Annotated in this window: 2 protein-coding genes and 2 pseudogenes; all 4 read right to left on the bottom strand. The window is 72.6% G+C overall.

From position 1 onward, the window contains the following. Positions 1-7 precede the first annotated feature (7 nt). A pseudogene (locus tag C1708_RS36000) lies at positions 8-394 on the bottom strand (KR domain-containing protein); the annotation flags it as partial. After that, the gene (locus C1708_RS00350) at positions 336-3392 is read right to left on the bottom strand and encodes a type I polyketide synthase (RefSeq protein ID WP_106416072.1); all 3057 of its coding nucleotides are present in this window, start codon (positions 3390-3392) and stop codon (positions 336-338) included. The pseudogene C1708_RS36000 and the gene C1708_RS00350, both read right to left, overlap by 59 nt. 42 nt (positions 3393-3434) lie before the next feature. Further along, positions 3435-6248 (bottom strand): annotated as a pseudogene (locus tag C1708_RS00345) (type I polyketide synthase); the annotation flags it as partial. Then, a complete protein-coding gene (locus tag C1708_RS00340) occupies positions 6155-18850 on the bottom strand; it encodes an SDR family NAD(P)-dependent oxidoreductase (protein WP_502696108.1) in 12696 nt (4231 codons plus the stop codon). The pseudogene C1708_RS00345 and the gene C1708_RS00340, both read right to left, overlap by 94 nt. Positions 18851-19000: the final 150 nt, after the last annotated feature.

Here is a 19000-nt window from a genome sequence, read left to right as displayed (position 1 = left end):
ACCACGCCAACGCATCCAGACCCGCATTCGCCGCCGCATAGTTCCCCTGACCGGCCGCCCCGAACACCGACGCCGCCGACGAGAACAACACGAACGCGTCCAGCACCAGCCCCCGCTCCACCGTCAGCTCATGCAACAACCACGCCGCACCCGCCTTCGGCCCCCACACCCCCGCCAACCGCCGCGCCGACAACCCCGACAACACCCCGTCGTCCAGCACCCCCGCCGCATGCACCACCGCATCCACCACAAACTCATCCAGCAGCCCCGCAACCGCCTCCCGGTCGGTCACATCGACCGCCGCCACCACCACCTCACACCCCAGACCAGCAAGCTCATCCCGCAACTCCACAGCCCCCGGAGCCCCCACCCCCCGACGACTCACCAACCCCACCCCCCCCACCCCCTGACCGGCCACCCCCCCCACCCCCCCCCCACCCACACCCCCCCACCCCACCCCCCCCCCCCCCACCCCCCCCCCCCCCCCCCCCCCCCACCCCCCCCACCCCCCGACCCCCCCGCCCCCCCACCCCACCAGCAGCCCCCCGACCCCACCCCCCCCCCCCGGACCCCACCCCCCCCAGCCACGAACCACTCACCGCCGCGACACCCGCCACCGAGACCGGACGCCACTCCTCCTGATACGTCCAGCCCTCACCCCCGCCCCCGCCAGCCACCTCGGGCCAGAACCGCTCACGCTGGAACGCATACGTCGGCAGCTCCACACGCCGGACATCGGCGACCATGCTGGTGAAGTAGGCAGCCCAGTCCACCTCGCCGCCGTGCGCGTGCAGGCGGCCAAGTGCGGTGAGCAGGGAGAACGTTTCCTCGCGGTCCTTGCGCAGCACGGGCGCGAACAGCGCCTCCCCGGCCTCCGGCAAGGTGCTCTGCGCCATGACGGTGAGCACACCGTCCGGCCCCAGTTCGAGGAAACGGGTCACGCCCCGGTCGTGGAGCGTCCGCACACCGTCGGCGAAACGGACCGCCTCACGCACGTGCCGCACCCAGTAACCGGCCGTCGAAAGCTCGGGACCCGCCACCTCACCGGTGAGGTTCGAGACGACGGGGATGCGAGCGGGCCCGTAGGTCAGCGTCTCCGCGACCTGCCGGAACTCCTCCAGCATCGGGTCCATCAACACCGAATGGAACGCATGGCTGACCGTGAGCTTCTTGACCCGCGCGCCCCGCTCGGCGAGCGCGGCGGTCACCTGCTCCACCGCCGCCTCCGCACCCGAGACGACCACCGCACGCGGCCCGTTCACCGCAGCGAGGGAGACACCCTCGACCAGCGCCGCACGGACCTCGTCCTCCGACGCCTCGACCGCCACCATCGCCCCACCCGCGGGCAGAGCATCCATCAACCGACCACGCGCCACCACCAACGCACACGCGTCATCCAGGTCCAGCACCCCGGCCACATGCGCGGCCGCAATCTCCCCCACCGAATGCCCGAGGAGTGCGTCCGGGCGCACCCCCCACGACTCCAGCAGCCGGAACAACGCCACCTCGACCGCGAACAACGCCGCCTGCGTGAACCGCGTCCGATCCAGCAGACCAACACCCTCCGCACCCTCACCCTCGAAAACGAGAGTCTTCAACGACCGGCCCAGCCCACCGTCCACCCGCGCACACACCGCGTCGAACGCCTCCGCGAACACCGGATAGGCGGCATACAGCTCCCGCCCCATCCCGACCCGCTGCGCACCCTGACCCGTGAACAACAACGCCAGCCGACCGCCGGCGACCGGCCCTTCACCTCGCACTCCGGCCAGAGCTTCGAGCAGTTCGTCACGTGAGGAACCGACCACCACGGCCCGGTGCTCGAACACCGACCGCGTCGTGGCCAGCGAGAACGCCACATCCACCGGGCGCAGCTCCGCCCGCTCCCCGACATGCTCCGCAAGCCGCACCGCCTGCTCCCGCAGAGCCTCCTCGCTTCTCGCCGCGAGGAGGAAGGGCAGCGGGGTGGCCGGGGCCTGGTCCTCGGGGTGCTGGTCGGAGACCTGGTCAGGGGCCTGTTCAAAGATGGCGTGGGCGTTGGTGCCGCTGATGCCGAAGGAGGAGACGGCGGCGCGACGCGGGCCTTCGGTACCGGGCCAGGGGCGGCGCTCGGTCAGGAGTTCGACCTCGCCCGCCTCCCAGTCGATCTGCGGTGACGGCTCATCCACGTGGAGGGTCTGCGGCAGCACGCCGTGGCGCAGCGCCATGACCATCTTGATGACGCCGCCCACGCCGGCGGCGGCCTGCGTGTGCCCGATGTTCGACTTCAGGGAGCCCAGCCACAGCGGCCGGTCCGGGTCACGGTCCTGTCCGTAGGTGGCCAGCAGCGCCTGCGCCTCGATCGGGTCACCCAGCTTCGTACCGGTGCCGTGCGCCTCCACCGCATCCACCTCGGAGGGCTCCAGCCCGGCGGAGGCCAGGGCCTGGCGGATGACGCGCTGCTGCGAGGGACCGTTCGGGGCGGTGAGGCCGCTGCTGGCACCGTCCTGGTTGACCGCCGAGCCGCGCAGCACGGCCAGGACCTCATGGCCGTGGCGCTGGGCGTCGGAGAGCTTCTCCAGCAGGAGGACGCCGACGCCCTCACTGAAGCTGGTCCCGTCGGCGGCGCCCGCGAAGGACTTGCAGCGGCCGTCGGCGGCGAGCCCGCGCTGGCGGCTGAACTCGATGAAGGTGCCGACGTTCGACATCACCGTCACGCCGGCCGCCAGGGCGAGGGAGCACTCCCCCTGCCGCAGGGCGGAGGCGGCCAGGTGGAGGGCGACCAGGGAGGAGGAGCAGGCGGTGTCGACGGTGACGGCGGGGCCTTCGAGGCCGAGGGTGTACGCGACACGGCCGGAGACGACGCTCGCCGCACTGCCGGTGGCCACGTAACCCTCGACGCCTTCCGGAGCGCCGTGCATGCGGAGGGCGTAGTCGTGGTACATCGCTCCGGCGAAGACGCCGGTGCGGGTACCGCGCAGAGTGTGCGGGTCGATGCGGGCGCGCTCGATCGCGGTCCAGGCGTTCTGGAGCAGCAGGCGCTGCTGCGGGTCCATGGCCAGGGCCTCGCGCGGGGAGATCCCGAAGAAGGCCGGGTCGAACTCGCCCGCGTCGTGGAGGAAGCCGCCCCTGAGAGTGGAGAGGGTGCCGGGCCGGTCGGGGTCGGGGTCGTAGAGCGCCTCGGCGTCCCAGCCCCGGTCGGTGGGGAAGTCGGAGATGCCCTCGCGGCCCTCGGCGACCAGTTGCCAGAGGTCTTCGGGCGTCTCGACCCCGCCGGGGTACTGGCAGCTCATGCCGATGACGGCGATGGGTTCGCTCAGCCGTTCCTCGGCCTCGCGCAGGCGGCGGCGCGTCTCCCGGAGGTCCGCGGTCGTCCGTCGCAGGTAGTCGAGAACCTTCTCATCTTCCGGCATCAACGCCACCTCCAGGCATGAGTCGTTCTTCGGCCACGCATGTCACGAGGTGCCGAGTTCGTTGTCGAGCAGATCAAAGAGTTCTTGGGCCGATGCGGAGTCCAGGTCGAGTTCCTGTTCCGCCGGCGTCTCGGCCGCCGCACCGGTACCGGCGCCCGGCTGGCGGGGGACGGGGATTCCGGCCCAGCGCGACAGCAGGGCTTGGAGCTGCCGGGTCACCTGGTCGCGGTCGGAGTCGTCCTCCGGGATGCCGGGGAACGCGGACTCGAGGGACTTCAGTTCGGCCAGCAGCCGCCGTGCCGGAGTGGGCGTGGAGCGGCGCAGTTCCTCGGCCACGTGGGCGGCGAGCGCACCCGGCGTCGGGTGGTCGAAGACCAGCGTTGCGGGGAGCCGGAGCCCGGACAGGGCGGTGAGGCGGTTGCGGAGTTCGACGGCGGTGAGCGAGTCGAACCCCAGGTCGAGGAAGCCGCGGCCGGGGTCGATCTCGTACGCCGCGGGGTGTCCGAGCACCGCTCGGACCTGCGTCGTCACGGCGTCGAGGACCACCCGCCCGCCCTGGTCCGCCGGCGCCTCGGCGAGGCGCTGGACGAGGGCGGGGTCCTGTGGCGCCGTCCCGCCGCTCACGCCGGACGGGGCCGCCGCCCGGCGTGAAGGAGTCCGCACGAGCGCGCGGAGCAGGGCGGGGCAGCCGTTCTCGGCCGCCGCCGCGCGGACGGGGGCGAGGTCGAGCCGCATGGGGAGGGAGAGCGCCGGGAGCACGGTCTCCCCGGCCGGGTCGAGGAGGGCCGGGTCGAGGAGGGCCAGGTCGAGCAGGGCGAGGCCGTCCTCGGCCGAGAGCGCGGTCGCGCCGCCCCGGCCCAGCCTGCGGCGGTGCTCGGAGCCCAGCCCGCCGACCATGCCGGTTTCCGTCTCCCACAGACCCCAGGCGAGCGAGGCGGCGGGCAGGCCCTGGGCCCGGCGACGCTCGGCGAGCGCGTCGAGCACGGCATTGGCGGCGGCGTAGCCGGCCTGGCCGGGGTTGCCGAAGACTCCGGCGGCCGAGGAGAAGAGAACGAAGGCCGTCAGCTCGTGGTGGCGTGTCAGTTCGTCCAGGTGGAGCGCCGCGTCGGCCTTCGGGGCGAACACCGTTCCCAGCCGCTCGGGCGTGAGTGCGGTGAAGACGCCGTCGTCGAGAGCGCCCGCGGTGTGCACCACCGCGGTGACGGGGTGCGCGGTGAGGAGCGCGGCAAGCGCCGCGCGGTCGCCGACGTCGCAGGCGAGGACGGTCACCCGGGCCCCGGCCGAGGTCAGCTCGGCCCGCAGTTCCTCGGCGCCGGGAGCCTCGGGGCCCCGGCGGCTGAGCAGGAGCAGTTCCCGTACGCCGTGCTGGTGCACCAGGTGGCGGGCGACCAGCGCGCCGAGGGCGCCGGTGCCTCCGGTGACGAGGACGCAGCTGTCGGGTCCCCAGGGCGGAACGCCCGCGCCGGACTGCGGGGCGGCCCGGACCAGGCGCGGCGCCCAGACGGTCCTTCCGCGTACGGCCACCTGCGGTTCGTCCGCCGCGACGGCGGCGGCGAGCAGCGCGGCCGGCAGCGCTCCGTCAGGATCCCCGTCAGGACCGGAGACGGCGTCGCCGAGATCCACGAGGGTGAACCGGCCGGGGTTCTCCGACTGCGCCGAGCGCATCAGCCCCCAGAGGGCGGCGCCCGCGAGGTCGAGCGAGACGCGCGAGCCCCTCGCCTCAGGCAGTTCCGGGCCGCCCACCGCGTTGGCGGTCACGACCACCAGACGCGTCCCGGTGGTCCGTTCGTCGGCGAGCCACTGCTGTACTGCGCCGAGGAGGCGTCCGGCCCGCTCGCGGACCAGGTCGGGCTCGGCGCCCGCCTCGTGCTCTCCGGCCGGGGAGGTGCACAGGACCGCCACCGTCGCGGGGAGCGGGGCCTCGTCCACCATCAGTTCCCGCAGGGCTTCCGGTCCGGCGCACCAGTGGACCGCGGCATGGCCCTCCCCCGGCCGGGACGCCGACAAGTCCTTGAGCGCGGTCCATTCGACACGGAAATGGGCGTCCTCGGCGCCGGACCTGTCGATTCCGCTGGCCGCCAGGGGACGCAGGGCCAGGGAGCCGACCGTGGCCACGGGCCTGCCCTCGCCGTCGGCGAGCTCCAGCGTCATGGTGTTGGGCCCGGCGGGCGCCAGCCGGACACGCAGGGTGGTGGCGCCCCGACCCGTGAGAACCACGTCCTGCCAGGAGAAGGGGAGCCATCCGACGGTCGGGTCGGCCACGAAGGAACCGAAGCCGGTGGCGTGGAGGGCCGAGTCGAACAGCGCCGGGTGAAGCCCGAACACCCCCGTCGTCCCCGCCCCCGGGTCGAGGGCGACCTCGGCGAAGACCTCGGCACCGCGCCGCCAGACCTTGCGGACGCCCCGGAAGAGAGGCCCGTAGAAGAGGCCGCCCGCCGCGAGGCCGTCGTAGAGCCCGTCCAGCTCGGCCTCCTCGGCGTCCGCCGGCGGCCAGAGACCGAGGCCGCCCGGAGCCGCCGTACCGGTGGTGGGCCGCTCCGGATCCGGCGCGGCGCCCAGCAGGCCCTCGGCGTGCAGGGTCCAGGCCAGGTCGTCGGGGGCGTGCTCGGCTCGGGAGTGGACCGTGATCCGGCGCTCACCGGACGCCTCGGCAGGTACACCGACCCGGACCTGGAGGTGCAGCGCTCCCTGGTCGGGGACGATCATCTGGTTCTGGAGGGTGAGTTCGCGTACCGCCGCGCAACCGACCTCGTCGGCGGCCCTCAGCGCCATTTCCAGGAGCCCGGTACCGGGCACGACGACCCGACCCGCCACCGTGTGATCCGCGAGCCATTCGTGGCTCTCCAGCGACAACCGCCCGGTGAGTAGGGTCCCCTCCCCCTGCGCCAGCTGCACCGAGGCCCCCAGCAGCGGATGACCGGCCGACACCAGCCCCGCACCCGACACATCCCCGGGAAGCGAGGTGGAAGAGGCCAGAGCCGAGGGCCAGTAGTGCTGGTGTTGGAAGGCGTAGGTGGGCAGGTCGACGCGGCGGGCGACGGCCGGGAAGACTTTCGCCCAAAGACTTTCGCCCAGTCCGGGACCACGCCGTGGACGTGGAGTTCGGCGAGGGAGAGCAGCATCCGGTCCAGACCGCCGTCGTTCCGGCGCAACGAGCCCACGGTGACGGCCGAGGCAGCGGACGGGCTGTCCTCGATCGTCTCCTGCACCCCCAGACTCACCACCGGATGCGGACTCGACTCCACGAACACGCCATAACCGTCGGCGAGGAGACTGCGGGTGGCGGTCTCGAACTCCACCGTCCGGCGCAGGTTGGTGAACCAGTACACGGCGTCGAAGCCCGAACCGTCCTCCGCCACACCCGTCACCGTCGAATACACCGGTATCCGCCCCGCCCTCGGCTCGATCGGGGACAGCACCTGAAGGAGTTCGTCCTTCAGCTCCTCCACGTGGGCGGAGTGGGAGGCGTAGTCCACCGCGATCCGACGAGCACGCACACCCCCCTCCGTCCAGTGCGCCATGAGAGCGTCCAGGCCCTGCACGTCGCCGGAGACCACCACGGAGGCCGGGCCGTTGACGGCCGCCACCGAGACCCGGCCCTCGTAGCCGGCCAGGTCCTCACGCACCCGGTCCACCGGCAGCGGCACGGACACCATCCCGCCCCTGCCCGCCAGTGCCACGATCGCCCGCGACCGCAACGCCACCACACGCGCCGCGTCCCGCAACGACAACGCGCCCGCCACACACGCGGCGGCGATCTCCCCCTGCGAGTGACCGATCACCGCCGACGGACGAACCCCCCAGTCCTCCCACACCGCCGCCAGCGACACCATCACGGCGAACAGCAGCGGCTGGACCACGTCCACCCGCTCGGTGTCCACCCGGCCGTGCAGGGCGTCGTCCAGCGACCAGTCGGTGAACGCCGACAGCGCCTCACCGCACTCCGCCATCCGCGCAGCGAACACCGGCGAGCAGCCGAGCAGTTCCACGGCCATGCCCTGCCACTGCGAGCCCTGCCCGGGGAAGACGAACGCCACCCGGCCCGGCTCACCCGCCACACCCTCGACCACACCTGCCGCACCACGACCCTCAGCCACCGCCGACAGACCATCGAGCAGCGCCTCACGCGTATCGCCGACCACCACCGCCCGGTGCGGCAGATGCGCACGCGTCGACGCCAGCGAGAAACCCACATCAGCCGGGGAGGCGAGGTCTTCCGCAACCGCCGTCAGCAGCCGCGCGGCCTGAGCCCGCAGCGCGGCCTCGGTCCGGCCGGAGAGCACCCAAGGGACGGTTCCGGGCGCCGGCGCGGCGGTCCCGGCGTCGGAGGCCTCCGGTTCGGTCCGGAGTTCGGGGGCCTCTTCGATGATGATGTGGGCGTTGGTGCCGCTGACGCCGAAGGAGGAGACGCCGGCCCGGCGGGGTGCGTCGGTCTGCGGCCAGTCACGGGGCTCCGTCAGCAGGGACACGCCACCGGCGGTCCAGTCCACGTGCGGGGTCGGCTCGTCCACGTGCAGGGTCCGGGGCAGCACCCCGTGGCGCATCGCCTCGACCATCTTGATGACCCCCGCGACACCGGCGGCGGCCTGGGTGTGCCCGATGTTGGACTTCACCGAGCCCAGCCACAGCGGCCGGTCCGGGTCACGGTCCTGCCCGTAGGTGGCCAGCAGCGCCTGCGCCTCGATCGGGTCACCCAGCTTGGTGCCGGTGCCGTGCGCCTCCACCGCGTCCACGTCCGAAGGCTCCAGACCCGCGTTGGCCAGGGCCTGGCGGATGACGCGCTGCTGGGAGGGGCCGTTGGGGGCGGTCAGCCCGTTGGAGGCGCCGTCCTGGTTGACCGCCGAGCCGCGCAGCACCGCCAGCACCTGATGACCGTGGCGCTCCGCGTCCGAGAGACGCTCCAGCACGAGGACGCCGACGCCCTCGCCCCAGCCGGTGCCGTCCGCCGCACCCGCGAACGCCTTCACCCGCCCGTCGGACGCCAACCCCCGCTGACGGCTGAACTCGATGAACGCCGTCGGCGTCGACATCACCGTCGCCCCACCCGCCAGAGCCAGATCACACTCACCCTGCCGCAGCGACTGCGCCGCCAGATGCAACGCCACCAACGACGAGGAACAGGCCGTGTCCACCGTCACCGCCGGACCCTCCAGCCCGAACGCGTACGACAACCGGCCCGAGATCACACTCGCCGACGTGCCCGTGGCCAGATACCCCTCGGCGCCCTCGGTCGACCCGATGAACAACGACGCGTAGTCCTGGCCGTTGGTGCCCACGAAGACACCGGTACGGCCGCCGCGCGTGGAACGCGGGTCCACACCCGCCCGCTCGAACGCCTCCCAGGAGGTCTCCAGAAGCAGCCGCTGCTGCGGATCCATCGCCAGCGCCTCACGCGGCGAGATCCCGAACAACTCCGCGTCGAACCCCGCCGCATCACGGAGGAACCCGCCCTCGGTGGCATAGGAGGTGCCCTGACTGTCGGGATCGGGATCGTGAAGCGCGTCCAGTTGCCAGTTACGGTCGGCCGGAAAGCCGGAAACCCCGTCCTCTCCAGCGGCAAGCAGCTCCCACAGCATTTCGGGCGAGTCGACCCCACCCGGAAAACGACAAGCCATGGACACGATCGCGATCTGTTCGTCAGCGACCGCGAGGAGCGGGCTCGCCAGGTCCGCCTTTCCGTCCGACCCGAGGAGCTGGTCGTGCAGGAAAGCGGCGAGTTCAACCGGGTTCGGATAGTCGAAGACCACGGTCGCGGGCAGGTTCAGCCCGGTTCGGGCGCCGAGGAGGTTCTTGAGTTCGACCGCCGTCAGCGAGTCGAAACCCATCTCCCGGAAGGCCCGGCCGGCAGCCACATCGCCCGGACCACTGTGCCCGAGCACCGCTGCCGCCGACTGCCGTACGAGGTCCAGCAGCGTCCGCCGCCGCTCCTCATGTCCCACCTCGGCCAGCCGCTCCCGCAGACCTTCGTCGGCCCTGGCCCCCGTGCCCGCCCCCCTCAGTACCGCCCGTGCTTCGGTGATGCGGTCGAGGAGTGGGCTGGGGCGTACGGCGGTGTAGGCGGGAGCGAAGGTCGTCCAGTCGATGTCGGCGACCGCCACGCAGGCCAGTCCCGACGCGGCAGCCCGCCCCAGCAACCCCAGCGCCTGGTCGGGATCCATCGGCAGCATCCCGCCCCGGCCGACCCGCTCCACCACCCCGCCGGCCGCAGCCATCCCCTCCCCGGCCCACGGCCCCCACCCCACCGACGTCGCCGCCAGCCCCGACGCCCGCCTGAACCACGCCAACGCATCCAGACCCGCATTCGCCGCCGCATAGTTCCCCTGACCGGCCGCCCCGAACACCGACGCCGCCGACGAGAACAACACGAACGCGTCCAGCACCAGCCCCCGCTCCACCGTCAGCTCATGCAACAACCACGCCGCACCCGCCTTCGGCCCCCACACCCCCGCCAACCGCCGCGCCGACAACCCCGACAACACCCCGTCGTCCAGCACCCCCGCCGCATGCACCACCGCATCCACCACAAACTCATCCAGCAGCCCCGCAACCGCCTCCCGGTCGGTCACATCGACCGCCGCCACCACCACCTCACACCCCAGACCAGCAAGCTCATCCCGCAACTCCACAGCCCCCGGAGCCCCCAGCCCCCGACGACTCACCAACACCAACCGCTCAGCACCTTGACCGGCAGCCCACCGCGCCACCCGCGCACCCAGACCACCCGTACCACCCGTCACCAACACCGTCCCCCGCGGACACCACCCCCGCCCCGAAGGCAGCACCACCCGCACCAGACGACGCCCCCACACCCCACCGGCACGCACCGCAACCTGATCCTCAACACCACCAGCACCACCCACACCCACAGCACCAGCAGCACCAGCGGCACCGGCAGCGGTCAGCACCCCGCACACCCGGTCCCACACCACACCCTCGGGCTCGACCGGGACGTCGATCAGCCCGCCCCACACCCCGGGAAGTTCCAAAGCCGCCACCCGGCCCAGCCCCCACACCCCGGCCGCCTCCGCACACACACCCCCCGCATCACCAGCCCCAGCCGACACACCACCCCGCGTCACCGCCCACACCGGCACACCCGACGCACCCGACGACTCAACCGCCTGCACCAACGCCAGCACGGAAGCCGCCGACCCCAGCAACGACACCACGCCCGACGCCGCCGAAAACTCCAGCCCGGCGAACTCCTCCGCCCCCGCACCCGCAGGAACCTCAACCAGCCGAGCCCCCCGCTCCACCAACCCAGCAGCAGCCTCCCGAGCCCACACCTCACCCCCGGACTCCACCACCACCAGCCACGAACCACTCAACGCCGCGACACCCGCCACCGAGACCGGACGCCACTCCTCCTGATACGTCCAGCCCTCACCCCCGCCCCCGCCAGCCACCTCGGGCCAGAACCGCTCACGCTGGAACGCATACGTCGGCAGCTCCACACGCCGGACATCGGCGACCATGCTGGTGAAGTAGGCAGCCCAGTCCACCTCGCCGCCGTGCGCGTGCAGGCGGCCAAGTGCGGTGAGCAGGGAGAACGTTTCCTCGCGGTCCTTGCGCAGCACGGGCGCGAACAGCGCCTCCCCGGCCTCCGGCAAGGTGCTCTGCGCCATGACGGTGAGCACACCGTCCGGCCCCAGTTCGAGGAAACGGGTCACGCCCCGGTCGTGGAGCGTCCGCACACCGTCGGCGAAACGGACCGCCTCACGCACGTGCCGCACCCAGTAACCGGCCGTCGAAAGCTCGGGACCCGCCACCTCACCGGTGAGGTTCGAGACGACGGGGATGCGAGCGGGCCCGTAGGTCAGCGTCTCCGCGACCTGCCGGAACTCCTCCAGCATCGGATCCATCAACACCGAATGGAACGCATGGCTGACCGTGAGCTTCTTGACCCGCGCGCCCCGCTCGGCGAGCACGGCGGTCACCTGCTCCACCGCCGCCTCCGCACCCGAGACGACCACCGCACGCGGCCCGTTCACCGCAGCGACCGAAACCCCCTCCGCCAGCGCCGCACGGACCTCCTCCTCCGACGCCTCGACCGCCACCATCGCCCCACCCGCGGGCAGAGCATCCATCAACCGACCACGCGCCACCACCAACGCACACGCGTCATCCAGGTCCAGCACCCCGGCCACATGCGCGGCCGCAATCTCCCCCACCGAATGCCCGAGGAGTGCGTCCGGGCGCACCCCCCACGACTCCAGCAGCCGGAACAACGCCACCTCGACCGCGAACAACGCCGCCTGCGTGAACCGCGTCCGATCCAGCAGACCAACACCCCCCGCACCCTCACCCTCGCCCTCGAAAACGAGGTCCTTCAACGACCGGCCCAGCCCACCGTCCACCCGCGCACACACCGCATCGAACGCCTCCGCGAACACCGGATACGCGGCATACAACTCCCGCCCCATCCCGACCCGCTGCGCACCCTGACCCGTGAACAACAACGCCAGCCGGCCCGGGGTCGCCGCTCCTTGGTCCGGCGCCTGGGCCAGCCGCGCCAGTCCCTCGCACAGTTCGTCACGCGAGGAACCGACCACCACGGCCCGGTGCTCGAACACCGACCGCGTCGTGGCCAGCGAGAACGCCACATCCACCGGGCGCAGCTCCACCCGCTCCCCGACATGTTCCGCAAGCCGCACCGCCTGCTCCCGCAGAGCCTCGGGGCACTTGGCCGAGAGCAGCAACGGCACGGCTGCCGGGGACGGGGCCGGGGCTGTCTCAGCCAGATTGCCGGTCGGGACGGGGACCGGGGCCTGCTCCAGTACCACGTGGGCGTTGGTGCCGCTGATGCCGAACGACGAGACTCCCGCGCGCAGCGGGCTGCCGTCGGGCCGCGCGTCCCATTCCGCCGCTTCCGTCAGCAGGGCGACGGCGCCGGCCGCCCAGTCGACCTGCGGGGTCGGCTCGTCCACGTGCAGGGTCTTCGGCAGCAGCCCGTGGCGCATCGCCTCGACCATCTTGATGACGCCCGCGACGCCTGCTGCCGCCTGGGTGTGTCCGATGTTCGACTTGACCGAGCCCAGCCACAGCGGGCGCTGGGCGTCCCTTCCCTGCCCGTAGGTGGCGAGCAGGGCCTGTGCCTCGATCGGGTCGCCGAGCCGGGTCCCGGTGCCGTGCGCCTCCACGGCGTCCACGTCGGCGGCGTCGAGGCGGGCGTTGGAGAGCGCCTGGAGGATGACGCGCTGCTGGGAGGGGCCGTTGGGGGCGGAGAGGCCGTTGGAGGCGCCGTCCTGGTTGACCGCCGAGCCGCGCAGGACGGCCAGGACCTCATGGCCGTGGCGCTGGGCGTCGGAGAGTTTCTCCAGCAGAAGGAGGCCGACGCCCTCACCGAAGCCGGTGCCGTCGGCGGCGCCCGCGAAGGACTTGCAGCGGCCGTCGGCGGCGAGCCCGCGCTGGCGGCTGAACTCGATGAAGAGGCCGGGAGTGGAGAGGACGGTGGCGCCGCCCGCGAGGGCGAGGTCGCACTCGCCCTGCCGCAGCGACTGGGCGGCGAGGTGGAGAGCGACCAGGGAGGAGGAACAGGCCGTGTCGACGGTGAGCGCGGGCCCCTCGAAGCCGAAGGTGTAGGAGATCCTGCCGGACGCCACGCTGGTGGCGCTGCTGCCGAGGTAGCCCTCCAGTTCCTCCAGGACGGAGGGGGCGCCGAGGAGGCGTGCGGTGTAATCCTGTCCCATCAGACCCGCGAAGACGCCGGTGCGGCTGCCGCGCAGGGAGGCGGGGTCGATGCCGGCGCGTTCGAACGCCTCCCAGGAGGTTTCCAGGAGCAGCCTCTGCTGCGGGTCCATCGCCAGGGCTTCACGCGGCGAGATCCCGAAGAAGTCGGCGTCGAACTCGGCCGCGTCGTAGAGGAAGCCGCCGCGGCGGGTGGAGGAGGTGCCGGGCTCGTCGGGGCCGGCGGCGGAGAAGAGCCGTGAGGTGTCCCAGCCCCGGTCGGCCGGGAACTCCGCCGTCACGTCACCGTTCCGGGCCAGCAGTTCCCAGAGGTCCTCGGGAGAGCGTACGCCTCCGGGGTAGCGGCAGCTCATGGCGATGATGGCGATCGGCTCGTCCGAGACGGCGGACGTGCCGGAGCTGGCGGGGACTCCTGTGGCCCGGGTGCCTCCCGTGAGGCGGTCGCCGATCTCGGCCGCGAGGAGGGACGGGTTCGGGTAGTCGAAGACGAGGGTGGCGGGCAAGCGCATGCCGGTGAGGGCGGAGAGCCGGTTGCGGAGCTCCACGGCGGTCAGGGAGTCGAAGCCGAGGTCCTTGAAGGCCCGGGTGGCGCCCACCGCCGCCAGGTCGTCGTAACCGAGGACGGCTGCCACCTGGGTACGGACGAGGGTGTCGAGGTGATCGGCCCGCTCCTTCGGGGTGAGGGCTGCGAGGGTCGCGGCGAGGCCGTCCGCACCGGCCTCCACCGACTGGGCGGCCCGGCGCAGGGGCGTGCGGACCAGGCCCCGCAACAGTGGCGGCACCCCACCGTCCCGGCGGGCGGTGGCCCGCAGAGCGGCGAGGTCGAGCCCGATCGGCAGGAGCAGCGGGTGCGGCAGGGTGAGGGCGCGGTCGAAGAGACGGGCGCCCTCGTGGGCGGCGAGGGGGTACATGCCCGAGCGGTGCAGGCGTCGGTGGTCGGTGGCGTCGAGGTGGCCGGTCATCCCGCTGGCCTCGGCCCACAGCCCCCACGCCAGCGACTGCCCGGCCAACCCCAGCGAACGCCGGTGAAGCGCCAGCCCGTCCAACACCGCATTGGCCGCCGCATACGCACCCTGACCCGCCCCGCCGAACACCCCGGCGGCCGACGAGAACAACACGAAGGCATCCAGCTCGACACCCCGCTCGACCGTCAGCTCATGCAGCCACCACGCCCCGTCCACCTTCGGCCGCAACACCGCCGACAACCGCTCCGCGGTCACCGACTCCACCACACCGTCATCCAGCACACCCGCGGCATGCACCACCGCCGACACCGCAAACACATCCAGCAGCCCGGCCACCGCACCACGATCAGCCACATCACAGGCCACCACCGCCACCTCGGCAGCCCCCAGCCCCAGCAACTCCTCCCGCAACACCTCCGCACCCTCAGCCGCCGCACCCCGACGACTCGTCAGCACCAGACGACGCACCCCGTGCACCGCCACCAGATGCCGCGCCACCACACCACCCAAAACCCCCGTCCCACCCGTCACCAACACCACACCACGACCCGAGAACACCGGCACCGCCACGCCTCCGGCGTCCTCGGCGTCGGCAGCAGGGGCAGGGGTGCCGAGTTCGGCGCGGCTGAGCCGAGGAGCCAGAAGTACGCCGTCGTGATGAGCGAGCTGGGACTCGCCGAGCGCCGCCCACCGTGCCAGCGAGGGGAGCAGTGCGTCGAACTCCGCTTCGGCGTCGAGGTCGAGCAGGACGAGACGGCCCGGGTTCTCTGCCTGGGCGGAGCGCACCAGCCCGCTCACCCCGGCGGCGGCCAGGTCGACGGGGCTTCCCCCGCCGTCCGAGCAGACCTCCGTGGCCGAGCGGGTGACGACGAACAGTGTGGAGTCGGCGCAGCCTTCCTCCGCCAGCCAGCACCGCACCAGCTCGAGCGCCTTGGCCAGGCGCGCGTGAACGACGGAGGCGGCGTCCTGCTCGCCGTCCTCGTCGGCACTGGTGTCGAGGACGGCGGCGACCACGGCGGGAAGCCCGGTCCCGCCCGCCTCCGCCGCTGCGAGGAGCCGGCGCACCTCGGCGGCCGTACGGATGACGGGCGGGAGTGCCGCAGCCGCCGAGTGTTCCGTGTCCGCGCTGTCCGCCTGTGCGGTCCAGGTGATCTTGAAAAGGGAATCGGCCACCGGGGTGTCCGCCGACTCGCCCGGGGAAGCGGGCAGGGGGCGCAGCGCGAGGGCGCCGATCCGGGCGACGGGAGCGCCGGTGCGGTCGGCGGTCTCCACGGTCAGTGTGTCCGGGCCGGCCGGCACGAGCCGTACCCGCAGCTCCGCCGCTCCTTCGGCGAAGAGGCACACGTCCTCGCAGGAGAAGGGGAGCCATCCGGTCGACGGGTCGCTGACGAAGGAGCCGAAGCCACTCGCGTGCAGAGCGGCGTCCAGCAGGGCCGGATGCACACCGAAGGCGGCGGCCTCCTCGCGGGCGTCCCCCTGCGGCAGGACGACTTCGGCGAAGACCTCGGCCCCCCGCCGCCATACGCGGCGTAGCCCTTGGAAGACCGGTCCGTACGCGATGTCCCGGTCGGCGTACCCCTCGTAACAGCCGGTGAGGTCGACGCCCTCGGCGTCCTGAGGGGGCCAGGCGGCAAGGTCGGCACCGAGGACCGGGGCGGCGGGCGTGCTCGTCAGGACACCCACGGCGTGGCGGGTCCACGCCTGGTCGGCAGCATCGACGGGAGAGGAGTGGATGCCCAGTTCGCGACGGCCCGAGTCGTCCCGGGCACCGACGGAGACCTGAAGGTCCACGGCTCCCCGCTGCGGGAGGGCGAGCGGGGTCTCAAAAGTGATCTCCTCCACCGTGGCACAGTCGGTCTGTGCCACGGCGCGCAGGGCCAGTTCGAGAAGGGCGGTGCCGGGGACGACGACGCGCCCGGCCACGACGTGGTCGGCGAGCCAGGGATGCGTCTCCAGCGACAGCCGCCCCGTCAGCAGCGCACCCTGCCCCTGAGCCAGCTCGACCGCCGCGCCCAGCAGCGGATGGTCCGCCGCGACCAGCCCCGCAGAGGAGACGTCACCGCGCACACCAGGACCCGGCTCCAGCCAGTACCGCTCACGCTGGAAGGCATAGGTGGGCAGGTCGACGCGGCGGGCGGTGGCCGGGAAGACCTTCGCCCAGTCCGGCGAGACACCTCGGACGTGGAGTTCGGCGAGGGAGAGCAGCATCCGGTCCAGACCGCCGTCGTTCCGGCGCAGCGACCCCACGGTGACGGCCGAGGCAGCGGACGGGCTGTCCTCGATCGTCTCCTGCACCCCCAGACTCACCACCGGATGCGGACTCGACTCCACGAACACGCCATAACCGTCGGCGAGGAGACTGCGGGTGGCGGTCTCGAACTCCACCGTCCGACGCAGGTTGGTGAACCAGTGCGCGGCGTCGAAGCCCGAACCGTCCTCCGCCTGACCCGTCACCGTCGAATACACCGGTATCCGCCCGGCTCTCGGCTCGATGGGGGACAGCACCTGAAGGAGTTCGTCCTTCAGCTCCTCCACGTGGGCGGAGTGGGAGGCGTAGTCCACCGCGATCCGGCGAGCACGCACACCCCCCTCCGTCCAACGGGTGAGCAGTTCGTCCAGGCCCTGCACGTCGCCGGAGACCACCACGGAGGCCGGGCCGTTGACGGCCGCGACCGACACCCGGCCCTCGTAGCCGGCCAGGTCCTCACGCACCCGGTCCACCGGCAGCGGCACGGACACCATCCCGCCCCTGCCCGCCAGCGCCACGATCGCCCGCGACCGCAACGCCACCACACGCGCCGCGTCCTGCAACGACAACGCGCCCGCCACGCACGCGGCGGCGATCTCCCCCTGCGAGTGACCGATCACCGCCGACGGACGGACCCCCCAGTCCTCCCACACGGCCGCGAGGGAGACCATCACGGCGAACAGCAGCGGCTGGACCACGTCCACCCGCCCGGTGTCCACCCGGCCGTGCAGGGCGTCCTCCAGCGACCAGTCGGTGAACGCCGACAGCGCCTCACCGCACTCCGCCATCCGCGCGGCGAACACCGGCGAGGAACCCAGCAGTTCCACGGCCATGCCCTGCCACTGCGACCCCTGCCCGGGGAACACGAACGCCACCCGGCCCGGCTCACCCGCCACACCCTCGACCACACCCGCCGCACCACGCCCCTCAGCCACCGCCGACAGACCATCGAGCAGCGCCTCACGCGAAGCACCCACCACCACCGCCCGGTGCGGCAGATGCGCACGCGTCGACGCCAGCGAGAAGCCCACATCGGCCACCGGCTCATCGGTCAACGCACCCAGCAGCCTGGCCGCTTGAGCACGCAGGGCCTCCACCGACTTGCCCGAAACGACCCAAGGCACCGGATCTGGTGCGGGCGCGGCCTCAGCTCGGAGCTGGGTCGGCTCCGTCACCTCCGTCACCTCGTCGCCCTCTGAGCGCTGCTCCGGGGCCTGTTCCAGGATGACGTGGGCGTTGGTGCCGCTGACGCCGAAGGAAGAGACCCCGGCCCGGCGCGGACGGTCTTCGGGGCGCGGCCACGCCCGCTCCTCGGTGAGCAGTTCGACCGCGCCCTCGTCCCAGTCCACATGCGGGGTCGGTTCGTCCACGTGGAGGGTCCGGGGCAGGACGCCGTGGCGCATCGCCTCGACCATCTTGATGACCCCCGCCACACCGGCGGCGGCCTGGGTGTGCCCGATGTTCGACTTCACCGAACCGAGCCACAGCGGCCGCTCGGCCTCGCGCCCCTGCCCGTAGGTGGCCAGCAGCGCCTGCGCCTCGATCGGGTCGCCGAGCCGGGTCCCGGTGCCGTGCGCCTCCACCGCGTCCACATCGGCCGGGGTGAGACCGGCTTGGGAGAGAGCCTGAAGGATGACGCGCTGCTGGGAGGGGCCGTTGGGGGCGGTGAGACCGTTGGAGGCGCCGTCCTGGTTGACCGCGCTGCCCCGGACGACGGCGAGGACCTGATGGCCGTTGCGGCGAGCATCCGAGAGCCGTTCCAGGACGAGCATGCCGACGCCTTCGCCCCAGCCGGTGCCGTCGGCGGCACCGGCGAACGCCTTCACCCGGCCGTCGGAGGCGAGCCCCCGCTGCCGGCTGAACTCCACGAATCCGGCGGGCGTGGACATCACGGTGACGCCGCCGGCGAGGGCGAGGGCGCACTCCCCCTGGCGCAGGGCCTGCGCCGCGAGGTGCAGGGTGACCAGCGAGGAGGAACAGGCCGTGTCCACCGTCACCGCCGGACCCTCCAGCCCGAAGGCGTAGGCGATGCGGCCGGAGACGACACTCGCCGCGTTACCGGTGGCGAGGTAGCCCTCGGTGTCGGTGGGGGCGTTCAGAAGAAGGGTGGCGTAGTCCTGGCCGTTGGTGCCGGCGAACACTCCGACGGAACGACCGCGGACCGTGGAGGGCGCGATCCCGGCGCGTTCGAACGCCTCCCAGGAGGTCTCCAGCAGCAGCCGCTGCTGGGGGTCCATCGCCAGCGCCTCACGCGGCGAGATCCCGAAGAGGCCCGCGTCGAAGTGGGAGGCGTCCGCGACGAACCCGCCCTCCCGCGCGTAGGAGGTGCCCGGGCGGTCGGGGTCGGGGTCGAAGAGGCCGTCGAGGTCCCAGCCCCGGTCGGTGGGGAAGGCGCCCACGGCGTCCCGGCCCTCGGCGACGAGCCTCCAGAGGTCCTCGGGCGATCTGACGTTCCCGGCGAATCGGCAGGCCATTCCGACGATCGCGACAGGGTCCTGCTCCGCGTCCTCGTATTTCTTCAGGCGTTGGCGCGTCTTCTGCAAGTCGGCGGTGACCAACTTGAGGTAGTCACGAAGGGTCTCTTCATTCGCCATCGGACGCAACCTCTTCAATACGAGCCGGAGCCGGATGTTCCATGCCTGAGTGATCGCCGATCCGCAGGATATTCCCCACCCCGGCACCGGAAACCCCTGAGACCCCCTTGACCC

Source organism: Streptomyces sp. DH-12, assembly GCF_002899455.1.
Taxonomy (GTDB): Bacteria; Actinomycetota; Actinomycetes; order Streptomycetales; family Streptomycetaceae; genus Streptomyces.
Note: the sequence above shows the minus strand (reverse complement) of the source record. Positions and strands in the feature narration are given on the sequence as shown.

Excerpts from the sequence above, each read along its gene's own strand:
- C1708_RS00350 (WP_106416072.1), bottom strand. The coding sequence starts at position 3,392 with ATGCCGGAAGATGAGAAGGTTCTCGACTACCTGCGACGGACGACCGCG.